Below are 15,993 nucleotides of genomic sequence, written 5' to 3'. Positions count from 1 at the left end.
GAAGCATGTTCAATAGTAACGGGTAAAGCCTACTTTTCTTGTTGAGGTGATTTATTATTCACCGTTGAATCAAAACGAATACCTTGCTCGTTAATATCCAAATTGATATTCATACGTGCGTCATAATCCATTAAGAACTGCATTTCATCAGCGATTGATTCCCCAGACATTAACTGTGTTGCACTAACAAAAGGTGTAAGCATTTTATTTACGTCAAATGATAATTGGTAAAGCCCATTAGCAGATAATGGTTTCTGCCCAAGTTTTTCAGCGGCTTGCTCACTTTTAGTCCCATTATAAATCACTAAATGTTTACCTTTGATGGCAATTTTAGGATTGATGTTTAAAGCAACCGGTACAGGGAATAAGTCTTTTAATGAAATCGCTTTGCCATCATCACTTAAATTAACTTGCTGCAGCTCTGGGCTAAACATTCTAATGGAGTTAAAAATAGCTAATGGGTTATCAGCATGTACTGCTAATAACGCGTCAAAACTATCTAATTGTGTTGATTCTGTTTTACTCATACTGTAATTAAACAGTGCACCACTCAGACCTTTTAGGCCAGCTGCCATATTCGCACTCATGCCGACCATTGCGATAGATTGCCCATTCGCAGCAATTTTTGATTGTACTTCAGCTAAAGGCTGACATTGATAGGTAGGTTTTTGTAAATCCCCCCAAATAGTAGTTAATGAATTAGATAACTCGCTAACATTTAAGCCGATTGCCGATGCGACAATACTTTCATTAAAGTTTTGCGTGTAACTTGGGATAAAGCCTCGCATTGTGCTCAGTGCTTTTAAAATCACGGCATTTTTACTTTCTATGACCGCTGAAAAGCCGAGTGTTGATTCTGTTTCACTGATATCCATTTGAGTATAACCAAAGGCTGTGCGTGGCCAATTTTTTGCAATGCTCATAAATTCTTGATGACAAACAGGCGTTTGCAGCTTAGCAAATGGGTTATCATTTTCTATTTTAGTGATTTCTGTTAGTTGTTTAGCCAGTTGGTTGCCATCAGTTGTTGTTAAGCCTTTAATAATTTCAACATGATCGATGTAACCTACGCTTGAGTCAGAGAATTGATGCTGTTTGATGATGCCGTCTAAAATAGTTGACTCTGCTAATGGCGCTGTTGCTTTTTCTAAGCCCAATGCTGTTGCTAATAATGGTTCTGAAACAAATCTTGTTTTTGCCGTGATAGTTAGGATGCCATTTGACTGTGCAACAATCACTTCAACAACTTCGTCTTCATCGGGAGGTGTAACGGTGTAGATGCGGTATGAAAGATCTTGGATTTTACCTTGTTTATGTACAAATCCCGTTTCTTGTTCATTTTTGTCTAATAAATCCCAGATTGCTTGTGGGTTAGCAACCTCTAGTTTTATCACTGGCAGCCATCCTAATGTATAAGCGTAAGCTCGGATTTGATCGTTTAAACCAAAGGTTTTAACTAACAAATCAGCATCTTTTAATCCATCTTGGTAGGCTTTTAATAAATTAGCAACAAAGTGTAAACCTGGTTCATCTGATTCATACAATGCCTCTAATTTTGCTTGGTCACTTGGTGTGACAAGTTTTGGTGCTGATGCAATGTAATCTTTAATTGGGAATGGAGTTAGCTGGCCTACAAAAAAAGGTGTGTCTGACGGGACATAATTTAAGACATTATAGGCAGCAGCTGCTGGTTGTTGAGATAAGTAAACGCCTGCACCAAATGCGCCAATAGCTACCACAGCGGCAGGGATTAATAATTTTTTCACAGTTTAAACTCCAAAATTTATTTGTTAGGATGTTATTAATATTAACGATACAAGTGTTAGGTGCATACTGTACATCGCTTATTATCAACAATAGCAATATTATTGATTGTTTTTAACGCGATTATTTCAGCTGACTACATTATTATTCGAGCACCACATCATTCAAGTACTAAACCGTTCAAGTGCTACATCATTTAAGAGGCTGCTTTGCAGGATTACGGGCATTTGCAGCGATATAACTATTTGCATTAGCAGTTATATCACTATCTATTTTTCTAATAATATAATCAATTGCATTGTTTATTATCTTGCGACTTAAATTAACCATTAAATTAACGGTCACTGTATCGCGTTGTCAGGGTAAGTTTATTGGTCACCTTATTTAGTAATTTGTTCATTAAATTTTTATCTTATCGACATTAAAAATTAAGGAATTTATTTTTGTTGATAACGTAAGTCTTTTAAATTAAAGCCTAATACAATATCTGTTTTTAAGGCGACTAATTGTTTTGATAACTGGGCGGCCATTTCATTTACTTTTACTTTTTGTAGACGTTTATCTCCACTGATAATTTGTTCGTCTTGCTGCAGCATATTATCTAAACCTTGGTATTGTTGTAATAAGGCTAATGCGCCTTTATTACCAACTCCCTCAACACCTTTGATATGGCTACTGCTGATCCCGGTTATCGCCCAATAATCAGCTAATTGGTTTATTTTTAGGCCTACTTTATGTTCGACGTAATAACTATCCATGTGTAGCGATTGAAAATAATCGTAAATACTGGTGTAAGCATTCAGTATTTGGTAAAAACCTTTATCCGTGGACACTATGATACAGCGCTGTTGTCTCTCTGTTACTTTAGTTGCCAAGGTTGCAATTAAATCATCCGCTTCGTCTTGTTCTGTGACTAAAGACTCAATACCCATTTCGTAAAATGCGTCTTGAATTTGTGGTAAATAGGCTTTTAAAGCCTCGGGGATCGGTTTTCTACCTTCTTTATATTCAGGTAGTAACTGATGACGCCAGCTTTGCTGGTGGCTATCAAACACGCAAATGACATGGCTTGGCTGATGTGCCCTTAACATCTTTTGCAGTGCATTACAGGCAGTATTGTTGGTTGCACTTAATGCAAAGTCGATACTTTTATTTTGCTTTTCTTGTACTGCATAGATACGACGAATTAGGTTCATCGCATCTATAATTAATAAACAAGCACTCATATTAGGTTTTAATCTTATAGCAAGGGGTGTAAACCGTTCCTGGTAGTTTCATTCGCCCTTGTTCAATGAAACTCTTTAATAATTTGTCTACGCGCTGCATTAGATCTTTTTCGCCAGTTAACAAAAATGGACCATTTTCTTCAATGGATTTTATGCCTTCATCTTTTACATTACCACCAACGATCCCAGAAAAAACACGACGTAGATTGGATGCAAGTTGATCTTTTGGCTGATCGCGATGCAAAACCAGGTTTGCCATATTTTCATGATTGGGAATAAAAGGGACTTGGAAGTCATGGTCGATTTTCAATGTCCAATTAAAGGAATAAGCATCACCAATCGCTTTGCGATACTCTTTAACACGGCGCATGGATTTTTTAATGAGCTTGGCGACTAATGGCGCATCGTCAATAATGATTTGATAATGCTGCTGTGCTTCCTGCCCTAATGTATTCACAATAAAGTCATCAATAGCTTTAAAGTAATCAACACTGCTGGCTGGCCCGGTTAACACGATAGGTAAGGGCTGACGTTTATTTTCAGGGTGCATCATAATACCTAGAATATAAAGCAACTCTTCCGCTGTTCCTGGGCCGCCAGGAAAAATAACGATGCTATGGGTAAAACGCACAAAAGCTTCTAAGCGCTTTTCAATATCAGGTAAAATAACTAGCTCATTAACAATCGGGTTCGGTGGCTCAGCGGCAATAATTCCAGGCTCGGTTAAACCAATATAACGACCATTATTAACACGTTGTTTTGCGTGTCCTACTGCGGCGCCTTTCATCGGACCTTCCATGGCTCCTGGGCCGCAACCAGTACAGATGTTAAGCTCACGTAACCCTAATTGATTGCCAACTTCTCGAGTATACGCAAATTCAATATCATTAATAGAATGTCCTCCCCAACAAACGACGACACTGGGTTCAACACCGGCTTTGAGTACATTAGCATTACGCAAAATTGAAAAAACTAAGCTGGTCGCTTGTTCACTGTTGAACGCTGATGGAGGGTTGGGCTGTAATTGTGTGTTGACATATAAAAGGTCACGTAAGACTGAAAACAGGTGATCTTGCATGCCTCTGATTAACTCTCCGTCTATGTAGGCATCTTCAGGTGGGTTTAATAGTTCTAATATGACGCCACGTTCCTGGTGGAGTACATTGATTTGAAAGTCTTTATGTTGTTCAAGGATCTCTTTACTGCTGTCGGTATGGCTACCTGACTTTAATACTGCTAAAGAGCAATTTCTAAATAATTGATAAACTTCGCAAGAGGCGCTGTATTTAAGTTGGTTTACTTCTAACTGAGATAATAGCGCCATGCTACCAACGGGACTGATATGTGAAATCATAGCTTCTCCTTTTGACTGTGCATTAAGACTAACTTAGTTAAGTAGAGATGCCATCAAAAAGTACCACTTATTTATTAAATAATTGAAATAGCTACAGACTTTACTAGGTGTACAGCTTAGATAACAGTCATTCTGTGTAAATAACAATATGTCGAAGGTGCTCTATATGCGCTGAGAAGTTTAGCTTTATGTCTACTATCTGTTGAATTTTATTCGTCATCAGTCGCTGTTTTTTCTATAAAGATGACGCGATCTTTGCCTTCTGCTTTTGCTTGATATAATGCAGCATCAGCACGTTCAAAGGCTTCATCTTGATCATCACTTGAAACTAAAGTGGTAAAACCAACTGAGATGGTGATGATTAAGTTTTCTTCTTTAAATCTGAAAGTGATTGCTTTAATACGATCTCGTAATTTATTTAATACAAACTGCGCTTTCTGTTGGCTTATTTCTGGTAATAATAAGGCAAATTCTTCACCACCAAATCGGGCGATATAACCCGTTTTACGAACTGATTTCTGTAATGTTTGCGCGATCGCATGTAGGACTTTATCACCTGCTAAATGGCCGAAATTATCATTAATGCTTTTAAAGTTATCGATATCGATTACTGCCATTTGTAGTGGATTTTCATAACGTTTTAAACGGGTTATTTCAATGTCTAGACGTTCGCTCCAAGCCGCTCTATTGGGGATTTTAGTTAAAAAGTCGACATGTAATTGTTTAGTCTGGTGTTTGAGTGTTTTTTGATAGCTCTGCGTTTCACTTTGTAGCTCTTTAATTTGTCTCACAATGCCTTGAAACTTATGGCGAAATTTTTGTTCTTTCTTTTTCTCTTGTTCAGCAATTACATTTTCCACTTCACTCACGTAGCTTGTAATGTAGTTACGTAAACTATCGATATCTTGTGCTTCTTCACTTTGCTGCTGTAGAGTTTTTGCACTCTTTTCTATCGACACAAAGGTATCTTTTTGTTGCGTAAAACCGGCTTCAGTTGCATTTAAGGTTTTTGCAAAATTTAGATAAAATTCGGTTAAGCTATCATTAAGCGTATATAAAAAGTGACGAGAAGAACTACGCTCCTCACGTGTACTATTAATGATTAGATTAATAACCTGTAAACAATGATGAGGCAATTGAAAAGGATCACTTTCGTTGTTAATACTAAGACGTAGCTTTTCAAGATCTTTTACATAAGCTTCACCGACATCTAACTCCAAGATTACTTGCTGCAGTTCTTCATTAATAAATTCTACATCACCCTTGTTATTATCGTCAGATTGCATCGAACGTTTACTCAGTTCTATCACTGCGCGTTGATAAATTTTGATCAGTTCTTTTAATTCAACTTGATGCTCAATAATAGTGTAAGGGATTTCTCCATTTTGTATTTCTAGGAGTCGACCTTTGATGGCATCTGATAAAGAATCTATTTGTTGCAATTGTGTGACCGAGTGACGAGAAATTAAGCGCCCCTCAGAGAGTTTGTCATCTAAATTATTTGGGAGCGTTGCTAATTGTACAACGCATTCATCGAATAGATCATTTTCGTTTTCGTCGGTGGACGTTGTTTGTAATTTTTTTAGGAATCGGATTTGATATTTATCAAAAGCTTTATCTTGGCGGTAAATTCGTTTGAATAATTGTTGTAATAAGCTTGTTAGCGCCAATGATGCCATGAATATAATCCTTTAATATTTACAGTTTTTTAATGTTAGCTTTTATTGTTTTTATTAAAAATTACAATGGCTTAACGACTAATTTCAGGCCACGTAATAGGGGTTTTAGGATGGCTGGTTTTCAATTTTACTATTCCTTTATCGATTCCTGCTTGACCTAATAGCCATAAATCTCCATCAAAGAATGCAGGTTGAATTTTTTCGATTGCATATAATTCTAACCAGCTACTTTCGTGGACTGTTTCTCTTATTTGACAAGCACCAAATAATGCTAAACAAGTGATGTTAAGCATGCGTTCCGGTGCTATTGCACGAGTAACATTGTTTAAAAAGGGAAAAGCCACGATGCCTGTTGAAACTCTCCCATCTAAATCATAATTTTCTGCAAATTTTTGAAAGAAATATTCAATATCTTGTGCAAATTTTTTCGCTTCACCATGATGTTCTTGTTCAGCAATAAATAGTAGTTGATTATCTCTGACTTGACTAATTTGTGTATGCTGAGAAAAGTTGTTTTTTAATTCTTGTCCTAAGGCGAACTCTATTTTCTCTGCACTGAACAAACCTTTTGAACCGTTTAAATTGCTTAAAAATGGAATATGAACCAAAGCATAAAACAGAGGACGTCCTTGATATTGTTGATCATATTCCTGTGCTTGTTGCGATATTAAACGTGTTCTAGGGTGATGTAACCATTTTTTTCGCGTTATTTGTTCTCTAATCACGAGTTTTTTATGGCGGATAAATATGAATAATGTAAATAATACTGTAACACCTAATAACGCCAGTACAATGTATGCAATATTTTTAAAGCGATTATTTTTGAGTAATAACTCATTATTTTTGGTTTCTAGTTGGATTTGTTGCTGTGTTTGCTCAATGAGTTGAAATTGTTCATTAATTTTTAATTGCTGCAGCGCAAATAGTTTTTCTTTAATTGCATTTTGCAAAGAGTGAAAGTTTTTAAAGTGAAAATTGGCTTGCTGATGATCACCGGATAATTCATAGCTTAGAGCGAGCATTTCAAAAGCCTTTACGCGTAGTTCTGGAAATCTATCCTTGGCCAAGGTTAATACACTTTCTAATTGTAGAATTGCCAAGCCGGTATCTTGACTACGAATGTTTAATTGCGCCAATAATAAAGTGCTTTCTGTTTCTTGTTCAAGACGGTGTAATTTTTGAAAATGATGACGTGCATTTTGCAAATATTTTTGTGCTAATTCGGCATTCTTTTTTAAGTCGTAAGGCATTGAAGCATAAGTTCTTCCAAGCTCTAAATAGGTGTAAGCAAGTAACATTTTATGCTTTTTTTCTACTAGTTCAAACGCATTAAATAAGTAGATGATCGCTTGATTATATTCTTTGTTTTGGCGCTTTAAAATTGCAAATTTTAATAGGCTATCTGCCTGTTGCACATAATTGTCTGTGGGTAATAAAAGCTCTACACGCTGACTAGCAAAATCCATTGCTTGTGTGTAACGATGTTTTTGTTGATAAAGATTGGATAAACTTTCTTTCACTAAACTGCTTAATTTAATCAGTTTAAGTTGGTCAGCCATTTCGTTCGCTGTTCGAAAGTTGGAAATAGCTAATTGTTGCTGATTTATTTGATCGTAATAATGACCATAATAATAAGCTAACCAGGCAACTAACTCTTTATGCTTGGTATTTTTTATGTTCTTTTTGACTTGACTTAATGACTCATTCGCTAGTTGATATTGGTGCGTCGCTAACGCGAGTTTAGCGATAGTTAAATGAATAATATCGACTAGATTTGACTTGTTTGCATGCTTTTTATCTTTCATGAACTCAAGTGAGTTAAACATCATTTTTATCAGCGCTTCATTACTCAGTTGTGGGCGCTCAGACTCTGGTATTTCGCTCGCAATGATATTTAAAGTTCTGATTTCATCAGGGGTGACACTTGGCGTTTTTAGCAAAGGGATCAGTAACGCTAAGCTATTTTCGTAGTCTGCAAGTTCTGCATAACAAGAGGCTAATAATTGTGAAGGTGCGTGATTAGGAATGCGTTTGGTAGAGGTCAACCTATTCTTAGGCATAGTGCCTTCAGCATAAGTGGGCAGTACTTCTACCTTATTCATAAATTTATTTACGGAGCTAATGCATTTTAAAGGTTCAAGTTGACGCGTTTTATAACTTTCTTTGATTGAAGCAGGGATAAGCGCCCCCGATAATTCAAGGGACCATAGGGGGTGGCTAACAGAAAGTAAAAGGCAGCTAAACAATACTCTTGAAAACAAACGCATTAATAATTAAAACCTCATTATAAAATAGTGGCGGTACAACTAAATAATTTAAGTAAGTGCAACATAACATGTAAAAACGTGAACAGTTGCACTTCTGCTCATAATACTGACTTTATTAATAAAACTACTGGCGTATTAAGCGTATATTATTAATCGGAAATTCCATTGATGTACTACGTAAAGGGTTAATATCTAAACCACCTCTACGTGTATATCTCGCATAAACGGTTAACGATGTTAACGAACCATACTTCATTAAATCACAGAAAATACGCTCTACACATTGCTCATGGAATTCATTATGTTGGCGAAATGAAATTAAATATCGCAACAACTTTTCATGGTCGAGTGATTTACCCGTATAGCTTATTTCAACACTTGCCCAATCTGGTTGGCTTGTGATTAAACAGTTTGATTTTAATAAGTGTGAGTAGAGTGTTTCCGTTACCGTGGTATCTGAACTAATACCTGTTAATAATGACGGTAACAGTTGATACTGGTCAACTTCAATATCTAACTCATCTAGGTTAACGCCGCTAAAAGTACCCAGTGATTCGTTAATAATATCTAGTTTCGCATTAAGGTTGACGCTAACAGGGGAGTTGGCGCAGGCTGATAAGTCTGCTGTTAATATTGCTTGTACCGCCGCAACGGACTCAAATTTACTTTGATTAAAGCTGTTTAAGTATAATTTAAAGGATTTTGATTCTATCAAAAATTCACTATCAAAAGGGACTTTAACAACTCCCGTTGCCACCATCGGTTTGCCTTTGCTATTTAACCAGGAAAGTTCGTAAATATTCCATAGGTCAAAGCCATGAAAGGGTAGCGAAGAAGCATCTAAGTTAAGCTCATTGCGATTTAAACTACGTGGTACTCCTTGTAACAAGGATTGATCGTAGTGGCATTTATACTCTGTGACTTTACCTAAAGATAAGTTTTGTAATGCTTCATCTTGGTTATAAAGTGTTGAATTTGGCATGGAACATCCCATTTAGAGGAAAGCGTTGTCAGAAAAACAAGACAAGACTGCCCGAATAGTTACAATATGCCGTATTGTAACTAAAAAGAAGAATTATTCGAGCTATGAATACAGATACACAACAGCAGTTATTCGCATTATATCAACGCCATCGACAATTATGGCAATCAACAGAGCAGACTTTACCGACTCAATTTTTTGACCCTGAGTGGTCGTCACCTTGTCAGGTCGGTAACGTTGAGGATGATAAAATCACATGGCAAGCAGTGCCGAGAGAGCAAAAAGCTAACCTGAATAATATTGAGCAAGCACTGGAAGTGACTTTACATCCTTCTATTGAAGATCTTTTTTGCAGTGCTTATAGCGACCATATCAGTTGCGAGTTTGAAGGGCATCCTGTTGAACTTATTCAAGTGTGGAATGATCAAGACTTTAATCTGTTGCAAGAGAATATGATTGCCCACTTTATGATGCAAAAACGTTTAAAAAAACCGGCATCCATGTTTATTGCAACCTGTAGCGATGAGATGCAAGTCATTTCTATTTTAAATGAAACAGGGCAAGTGCAATTAGAAACCTTAGGTAAAAAACAAGAAGCAGTTTTAGCGGAATCGCTAGCCGAGTTTTTAGAAAAATTAACCCCTGTATTGACTGAACAGCAAGATTAAAGGTGAGTAGGTGGCTTTAAGCTAATTGCTTTTTCTGTTCGCCAACAGCACTTAATGTACAGTAACAGAGTTAACAGCTAGTAGTGAAAAAGTGCAGTACTAAAGGTGCATGAATAAAAAAGCGCTTAGCGTATAGTACGCTAAGCGACCATGAACAGTAACGCCATTAACTTATTGAACGTTAGATAATAGCTTAGGGTTAATCACTAGGTTTCTTACTCCATGCGCATGATCTTCTTGATACACGTTGCTTTGTAACCAGGTGCCGACAGTATTGATATCAACTTTGAGTACGTTAGGGCGAACACTCCAAGTCACTTGAAAAGGAGACCCTATTTCGTTATAACCGGGACCGGTTGTTGAACCAAGGTACTCTATTGGATCGCCAGTATTGGTTGGAATGTTTAGTGCTTGTTGGTAATTGCCTGATTTAGCATCTTCTGTTAATTGCACAAAGTTAAGTGCTTGTTTATCGTTTACTAAGACAAATACTTGTGTTTCAACACGTAATTGCGGATTTTTTGTTGGGCTTGCTAAACATGCGCCTAATGTTGGGCCAGGGTTAACTTTTGCTGTTGAATAAACATAATGGACTTCAATTGTATCACCTGAAACTAAGTGGCCATGTGCATTTTTACCAATCTCTGTCTTGATTGGTAATAATTCACTCTCTGTCAATGATCCTGAAAATTTGTAACCACTATTATTGCCTTCGCCATCTCCATTACCGGCATACTCAGTGAACTCCCCACCTTTATGTTCCGCATTTCTATGAAAATGAATATTACATAAGTTCATTTCAGTATATGCGGGGGCTTTTGTAAAAAGTTGCTGGTTGCTGCCGTTTAAATGGTCTATATCTCGAGGGGATTGTGGACCAAAACCTTTGTCCGAGGTGTTTTTCTCAAGTGCAATACGTTGCTCTTTAATAACGTTATCTGTTACTGAGTGATGATGATTTTGTTCTGCAACGACAGAAAAAGGTAACGTTGCAGCTGCATAGGCGATAAATAAATAGGCTTTCATTAGTATGTTTCCAGTATTGATAGGAGCTGTTTTCCAGTGGTCAACTGAAAAAGGCTTTGAATGTGGTGTTGGTAATATTCACTGACCGTTGTATTCATTTAATATCACCATTCTTTGCTATAAATTAACCTGTATTGGCTGTCATGTTGTTGGTTAATGCGCTGTATAATATGAAAATTAAACACCCAAATAAATAACTAGGCGCCTGAAAATACGATAAACTAGACTTCTATTGTTATTAATCAAGTTAGTGCCTTTATGTTACGAAATTTTTTCTTGTCGATCCCGATTAGCTTACGGTTTATGTTGCTGTCAGCTTTCTCTTTTGCATTGATGACCGCATGTGTGAAGCTGGTAAGCACTCATAATATCCCTGTCTTTGAAATCGTTGCTGCTCGCGGCATTATTTCATTGTTGATTAGTTATGTTGATATTAAACGTAAGAAAATCCCTGTGTGGGGGAATAACAAAACGCTGCTTATCGCTCGTGGGGGTGTGGGGACGTTAGCGCTAATTTGCGTCTATTATGCGGTCACGACTTTACCTCTAGCTGAAGCCACATTATTGCAATATTTGTATCCTGTATTTACTGCTTTGTTAGCTTTTTTCTTTCTGAAAGAAAGGATCCAGCGTTCAACATTAATTTGTATTGTGCTTTGTTTATTTGGGCTATTGGCCATGGTGATGCCGAATTTATCGGTCACAGGGGAAGCTGTTTTACCTTGGTTTAGTGTTTGTGCTGCATTATTAGGTGCATTAGGCAGTGGTACCGCTTATGTATTAGTTAAACGCTTAAGTCAATCCGAAGACAGCTCCGTGATCATCTTTTATTTTCCCCTGATTGCCTTACCATTATCCATTATCTTATTAGGCGATAATTTTGTTATGCCCAATACTGAAGCGTTGATTTTATTATTGTTTGTAGGCATTTTTACACAAATTGGGCAGGTCGGCTTAACTAAAGCTATGCAAAGTGAAGTTGCTGCTAAAGTCAGTGCTTTTTCTTATGTGCAAGTTGTATTCTCCGCTATCCTTGGGGTCATCGTTTTCAATGAAGTACCTTCTATTTGGACTTTAATTGGAGGCTCTTTAATTGTGTTAGGTGCATTAGTGAATGTTTTTGGTAAGAAGACAAAATCATAAATAATCACCCATTTAAAATTTATTTTAGAGCGAGATTAAGCTTCTACTCCTAATTATTCAGTACGTTATATGCTGTAAAAGTAAAATTAAGCGGATTTTTATTTTACATGTCATGAATTGAACAAAAAGAAACAAAGAAACGATTGTTTTTATAGTACTATGAACGGTTATACCTTTTGATATAAGCACTGATTATTGTTTTATTAATACACTACTTAGTTAAAAGGCACTATAAGTGAGGCGCTATAGATGTAGCCGTTATTCGTTTGATGAATTGCCTGGGCATATATTCAATACTAATGAGTGTATGCTTCTATCTCACTATTACTCAGTGTAACTATTATCTATGAAGGTGATGACTGGGTAATACTGTTTCTGCTTTTTAGCTCTTTATTTAATTAAATGGCATTTAGCTCAATCAATTAAAATATTAGAAAACAAATTATATAAATGAAAATACCTAAAAGAATTCAACCATTAGTTGACGATGGCATCGTCGATAATGTATTACGCCAGTTAATGAGCGGCAAAGAAGCAACGGTTTATGTTGTTCAATGTGGTGATCAAGTTCGTTGTGCAAAGGTTTATAAAGAAGCGAGCAAACGTAGTTTTAAAAATGCGGTTTTGTACAATGAAGGGCGAAAAGTCCGAAATGGTCGAAATGCACGTGCAATGCAAAAAGGCTCTAAATTTGGGCGTGAACAACAAGAAGAAATTTGGCAGAGTACTGAAGTTGATGCGTTGTATAAATTCGCCGATGCAGGGATTCGTGTGCCTACGCCTTATGGGTGTTTTGGTGGCGTGTTGATCATGGAACTGATCACAGATGCCGAGGGTTATGCTGCTCCACGCTTAAATGATGTCACCTTGTCTCAAGAGAAGGCAATGATTGATCACGCTAAAGTGATGGACTATGTGGTTCGTATGCTCAGTGTGGGAGTGATCCATGGTGATTTATCTGAGTTTAATGTGTTGGTGGATGCAGAAGGCCCCGTGATTATTGACCTACCACAGGCTGTAGATGCGGCTGGTAATAATAATGCTAAGAAAATGTTGTTACGTGATGTCAATAACATGACACAGTATTATTCTCAATTCGCACCAGAACTAGCCCAAACACGCTATGGCGAAGAAATTTGGTCTATTTTTGAAACGGGCGAATTATCACCTAAAACAATATTAACAGGGCGATTTGTTGACTCTGATATTAATGCTGACGTTGATGGCGTACTGCATGAAATTAATGCCGCTCGAGAAGAAGAACTAGATCGTTTAGACCGTATTTCTGACGTTGATTAACATTTTATTGATTAGCGTAAACCTCGTAATATAAATAGTGGGTTACGCTACTTGATTGGAACCACTTCAGTAACAGGCCCACTGCGGCGATTTATTCGTCATTTCAAACATAACCTGAACTCAAACCTCAACTCAAACTTCGACCTCTAATATACTTAGTATTTTGTTATACAGCGTGACAACTAAGTCGCTTTGATTTCTATTTTGATTGAGGCTAGGATGGCTAATTGATACTGGATTAGTCTTTACACTCAAAAGCCCAGTATTAAATCACCTCCGTTTTTTTATTCCTATAGGTTGAAATATGATCGCAACAGTTAAACACTTTATAAGTTCCCTAATACCTAATGAACACCCTGAGTTCGATAATACCCTCGCCATTGCTTCTCTATTGTGTGAGGTTTGTATTGCAGATCATCACTTAAGCGCGGATGAGAAAATAGTTGCTACTCGTTCGCTTGAAAAAGTACTTGATGTTAATGCCGAGAAAGCGGCGGAATTATTAAACGTAGGTATGCAGGAAGCTAAAAGTAGCCAATCTGTGTTTGATTTTACTTCTCAGCTTGGAGATTTAGAGCGCGAGCAACGTATCGGCTTGATTAAGGCCATGTGGCAAGTCGCTTATGCTGATGGGTATCTAGATGAGCTGGAAGAGGCCTTAATCCGTAAAGTCGCTAAGCTAATTTATGTTAATCATAGTGATTTTATTCGTACTAAACTCGCTGTTATGCCACAGTAGCTCGAATTTTTTAAGATTGAATTCTTGATTGTTAGTTAATTTGATTTAAATTTTTATGGGGAATGATTATGTCTCAATCAACGTTGCAAATGGTTAAAAATTACCATCAGCAAACAAAACATAGGCCAGGCGCTTATGCTCGCTCAGCGGGATATATGGATTGGGCAAATCAACCCTTGCCTTATCGTTTATACGAAGGGACAGAGAAAATATATCTTCCTTTAAATCAAGAGGTTGCTAGCTCCCCCATTGAGTATATCTTTCAAGTATCACCTGCTTCACCTGCGCCTATTTCAGTAAGCAGCATTGCGTCACTATTGCAAAACAGTTTAGGTTTATCTGCGTGGAAGTCTTATAACGGAACGGAGTGGGCATTACGTATTAACCCTTCAAGCGGTAATCTGCATCCCACTGAATGCTATTTATTATTACCTGAATCACAAGAGTTACCTGAATTATCTGATTCGCAAGAGCTAAAAAAGAAAACCGTACATAGCCTACATTACAATCCTTATATTAATTGTTTAGAGAAACGTGCGCGACTCGCAGATGTTAAGGCTGACTTTTTACAGGATACGACCGGTTTTGCGATTGTTTTAACTAGTATTGCATGGCGCGAAGCTTGGAAATACGGTGAGCGGGCTTATCGGTATTGCCAACATGATTTAGGTCATGCGTTGGCTGCTTTGAATATTGCCGCCAACTTAAATGGTTGGAAAATTGAAGTGTTAGATGAGTTGTCGAACTCTGCTATATCAGCATTGTTAGGCCTTAATCAGTCTCCTCATGCAGCGCAAGAAACTGAATATGTCGATTGTGTTTGTTGGGTAAGCGCACAACCTAGCGATTTACAGAAAGTAAAAGAATGGATAAATGCACTCTCTGACTTTGATTATATGCATCAAAGTAACCAGTTAAGTCATTCGTATCAAGAATGGCCGGTTATTGAAGATGTTTTTAAAGCAAGCCATCAGCAAAATATTTCATTTATTAAAGAAGATCCTGCAACGTTATCTTCACCTGTTTTAAATCCAGATGTTGCGATTCTCAATGCTAATGTTGCTACTGTCAATTCGAATCTTACTGCTAGCAATAAAAGCTCTGAGTCAGTAGAGCAAAGTGCTGAACACTTAATTTTACAACGTCGAAGTGCTCAAAGTTTTGATCGCGAAGCTAGCTTTATATCCAGTGAACTATTTTTAAAGCAATTACACAATACATTACCGACCCAAAGTGTTCCATTCTCTGTCTTGCCACAAACGGCTCAAGTTCATTTACTGTTATTTGTTCATCATGTGCAAGGTCTTGATGCTGGATTATATATTTGGGTGCGTAACCCAATGCATTTACAGGATCTAAAGTCAGCAATGAAGCCGGAGTTTCTATGGCAACCCTGTTTTATAGAACAACCGTTATATGTGCTGAAAAAAGGCGACTTTAGACGCATTGCTAAAGCCCTTAGTTGTGAGCAAAATATTGCCGCAGATGGTGCCTATAGCCTTGGTATGCTAGCGCGTTTTGAAACAAGCTTAAGTCATTCAGCTAGCCAGTACCCATTATTATTTTGGGAAACTGGGTTGATTGGTCAAGTACTGTATTTAGCCGCTGAAAGAGAGGGATTAAGAGGAACAGGAATTGGATGTTTTTTTGATGATCAAGTCCATGACTTAGTTGGATTAAAAGATCAACAATGGCAAAGTTTGTATCATTTTACTGTGGGTAAAGCGATTGACGATAAACGTATTTCAACCAAACCTGCCTATTTTCATTTGCAAGCTAAAGCAGATGGCGAGTCTTATAGCAGTAAATAATCGACTTATTTTTCAGACTAGCAATAAATTTTAAA

12 protein-coding genes are annotated in these 15,993 nt (G+C 37.2%); 5 read left to right on the top strand and 7 right to left on the bottom strand.

The window, feature by feature from the left end; translation table 11 throughout:
- Positions 1 to 29 precede the first annotated feature (29 nt).
- The 6 genes from H5084_RS01475 to queF all read right to left on the bottom strand — a co-directional run bounded on the left by H5084_RS01475 (position 30) and on the right by queF (position 9,272).
- The gene (locus H5084_RS01475; RefSeq protein ID WP_182689317.1) at positions 30 to 1,766 is read right to left on the bottom strand and encodes a hypothetical protein; all 1,737 of its coding nucleotides are present in this window, start codon (positions 1,764 to 1,766) and stop codon (positions 30 to 32) included.
- A 435-nt stretch (positions 1,767 to 2,201) separates the two neighbouring features.
- A complete protein-coding gene (gene xni / locus H5084_RS01470) occupies positions 2,202 to 2,990 on the bottom strand; it encodes a flap endonuclease Xni (RefSeq protein ID WP_182689316.1) in 789 nt (262 codons plus the stop codon).
- A 1-nt stretch (position 2,991) separates the two neighbouring features.
- Positions 2,992 to 4,344 carry a nucleotide 5'-monophosphate nucleosidase PpnN gene (ppnN, locus tag H5084_RS01465; protein ID WP_028867566.1) on the bottom strand — a complete coding sequence of 451 codons (1,353 nt, stop codon included), beginning with the start codon at positions 4,342 to 4,344 and terminating at the stop codon, positions 2,992 to 2,994.
- 209 nt (positions 4,345 to 4,553) lie between these two features.
- The gene (locus H5084_RS01460; RefSeq protein WP_182689315.1) at positions 4,554 to 6,023 is read right to left on the bottom strand and encodes a GGDEF domain-containing protein; all 1,470 of its coding nucleotides are present in this window, start codon (positions 6,021 to 6,023) and stop codon (positions 4,554 to 4,556) included.
- A 71-nt stretch (positions 6,024 to 6,094) separates the two neighbouring features.
- A complete protein-coding gene (locus tag H5084_RS01455) occupies positions 6,095 to 8,125 on the bottom strand; it encodes a lipopolysaccharide assembly protein LapB (RefSeq protein ID WP_182689314.1) in 2,031 nt (676 codons plus the stop codon).
- A gap of 289 nt (positions 8,126 to 8,414) precedes the next feature.
- Positions 8,415 to 9,272 (bottom strand): NADPH-dependent 7-cyano-7-deazaguanine reductase QueF, encoded by an 858-nt coding sequence (gene queF, locus H5084_RS01450; protein WP_028867569.1) that lies wholly within the window; start codon positions 9,270 to 9,272, stop codon positions 8,415 to 8,417.
- Between the two features lie 104 nt (positions 9,273 to 9,376).
- On the opposite strand from queF, the gene syd reads away from it, so the two are divergent.
- Positions 9,377 to 9,940 (top strand): SecY-interacting protein, encoded by a 564-nt coding sequence (gene syd / locus H5084_RS01445; RefSeq protein ID WP_028867570.1) that lies wholly within the window; start codon positions 9,377 to 9,379, stop codon positions 9,938 to 9,940.
- Positions 9,941 to 10,111: 171 nt separating this feature from the next.
- On the opposite strand, the gene H5084_RS01440 is transcribed toward syd, so the two are convergent.
- On the bottom strand, positions 10,112 to 10,966 hold the full coding sequence (locus H5084_RS01440) for a delta-class carbonic anhydrase (RefSeq protein WP_028867571.1): 855 nt from the start codon (positions 10,964 to 10,966) through the stop codon (positions 10,112 to 10,114).
- A gap of 258 nt (positions 10,967 to 11,224) precedes the next feature.
- Here H5084_RS01440 and H5084_RS01435 point away from each other — a divergent pair, with 258 nt between their 5' ends.
- The 4 genes from H5084_RS01435 to H5084_RS01420 all read left to right on the top strand — a co-directional run bounded on the left by H5084_RS01435 (position 11,225) and on the right by H5084_RS01420 (position 15,958).
- Positions 11,225 to 12,109: a DMT family transporter gene (locus tag H5084_RS01435; protein ID WP_028867572.1), complete on the top strand. Its 885-nt coding sequence runs from the start codon at positions 11,225 to 11,227 to the stop codon at positions 12,107 to 12,109.
- 450 nt (positions 12,110 to 12,559) lie between these two features.
- A complete protein-coding gene (locus H5084_RS01430) occupies positions 12,560 to 13,408 on the top strand; it encodes a PA4780 family RIO1-like protein kinase (protein ID WP_028867573.1) in 849 nt (282 codons plus the stop codon).
- A 304-nt stretch (positions 13,409 to 13,712) separates the two neighbouring features.
- Entirely contained in the window at positions 13,713 to 14,147 is a 435-nt protein-coding gene (locus H5084_RS01425) for a TerB family tellurite resistance protein (protein ID WP_182689313.1), read from the top strand.
- A gap of 68 nt (positions 14,148 to 14,215) precedes the next feature.
- Positions 14,216 to 15,958, top strand: coding sequence for a SagB/ThcOx family dehydrogenase (locus H5084_RS01420; RefSeq protein WP_182689312.1), 1,743 nt, complete (start codon positions 14,216 to 14,218; stop codon positions 15,956 to 15,958).
- Positions 15,959 to 15,993: the final 35 nt, after the last annotated feature.

The sequence above is a fragment of the Psychromonas sp. SR45-3 genome, from assembly GCF_014163575.1.
Lineage (GTDB): Bacteria > Pseudomonadota > Gammaproteobacteria > Enterobacterales > Psychromonadaceae > Psychromonas > Psychromonas arctica.
The sequence above is the reverse complement of the archived record's forward strand: the minus strand, read 5'-3'. Positions and strand labels throughout refer to the sequence as shown.

Bases quoted from the DNA above. Each gene is read 5' to 3' on its own strand.
- xni (WP_182689316.1), bottom strand. From the start codon at position 2,990: ATGAGTGCTTGTTTATTAATTATAGATGCGATGAACCTAATTCGTCGT.
- ppnN (WP_028867566.1), bottom strand. From the start codon at position 4,344: ATGATTTCACATATCAGTCCCGTTGGTAGCATGGCGCTATTATCTCAG.
- H5084_RS01460 (WP_182689315.1), bottom strand. From the start codon at position 6,023: ATGGCATCATTGGCGCTAACAAGCTTATTACAACAATTATTCAAACGA.
- H5084_RS01455 (WP_182689314.1), bottom strand. From the start codon at position 8,125: ATGAATAAGGTAGAAGTACTGCCCACTTATGCTGAAGGCACTATGCCT.
- queF (WP_028867569.1), bottom strand. From the start codon at position 9,272: ATGCCAAATTCAACACTTTATAACCAAGATGAAGCATTACAAAACTTA.
- syd (WP_028867570.1), top strand. From the start codon at position 9,377: ATGAATACAGATACACAACAGCAGTTATTCGCATTATATCAACGCCAT.
- H5084_RS01440 (WP_028867571.1), bottom strand. From the start codon at position 10,966: ATGAAAGCCTATTTATTTATCGCCTATGCAGCTGCAACGTTACCTTTT.
- H5084_RS01435 (WP_028867572.1), top strand. From the start codon at position 11,225: ATGTTACGAAATTTTTTCTTGTCGATCCCGATTAGCTTACGGTTTATG.
- H5084_RS01430 (WP_028867573.1), top strand. From the start codon at position 12,560: ATGAAAATACCTAAAAGAATTCAACCATTAGTTGACGATGGCATCGTC.
- H5084_RS01425 (WP_182689313.1), top strand. From the start codon at position 13,713: ATGATCGCAACAGTTAAACACTTTATAAGTTCCCTAATACCTAATGAA.
- H5084_RS01420 (WP_182689312.1), top strand. From the start codon at position 14,216: ATGTCTCAATCAACGTTGCAAATGGTTAAAAATTACCATCAGCAAACA.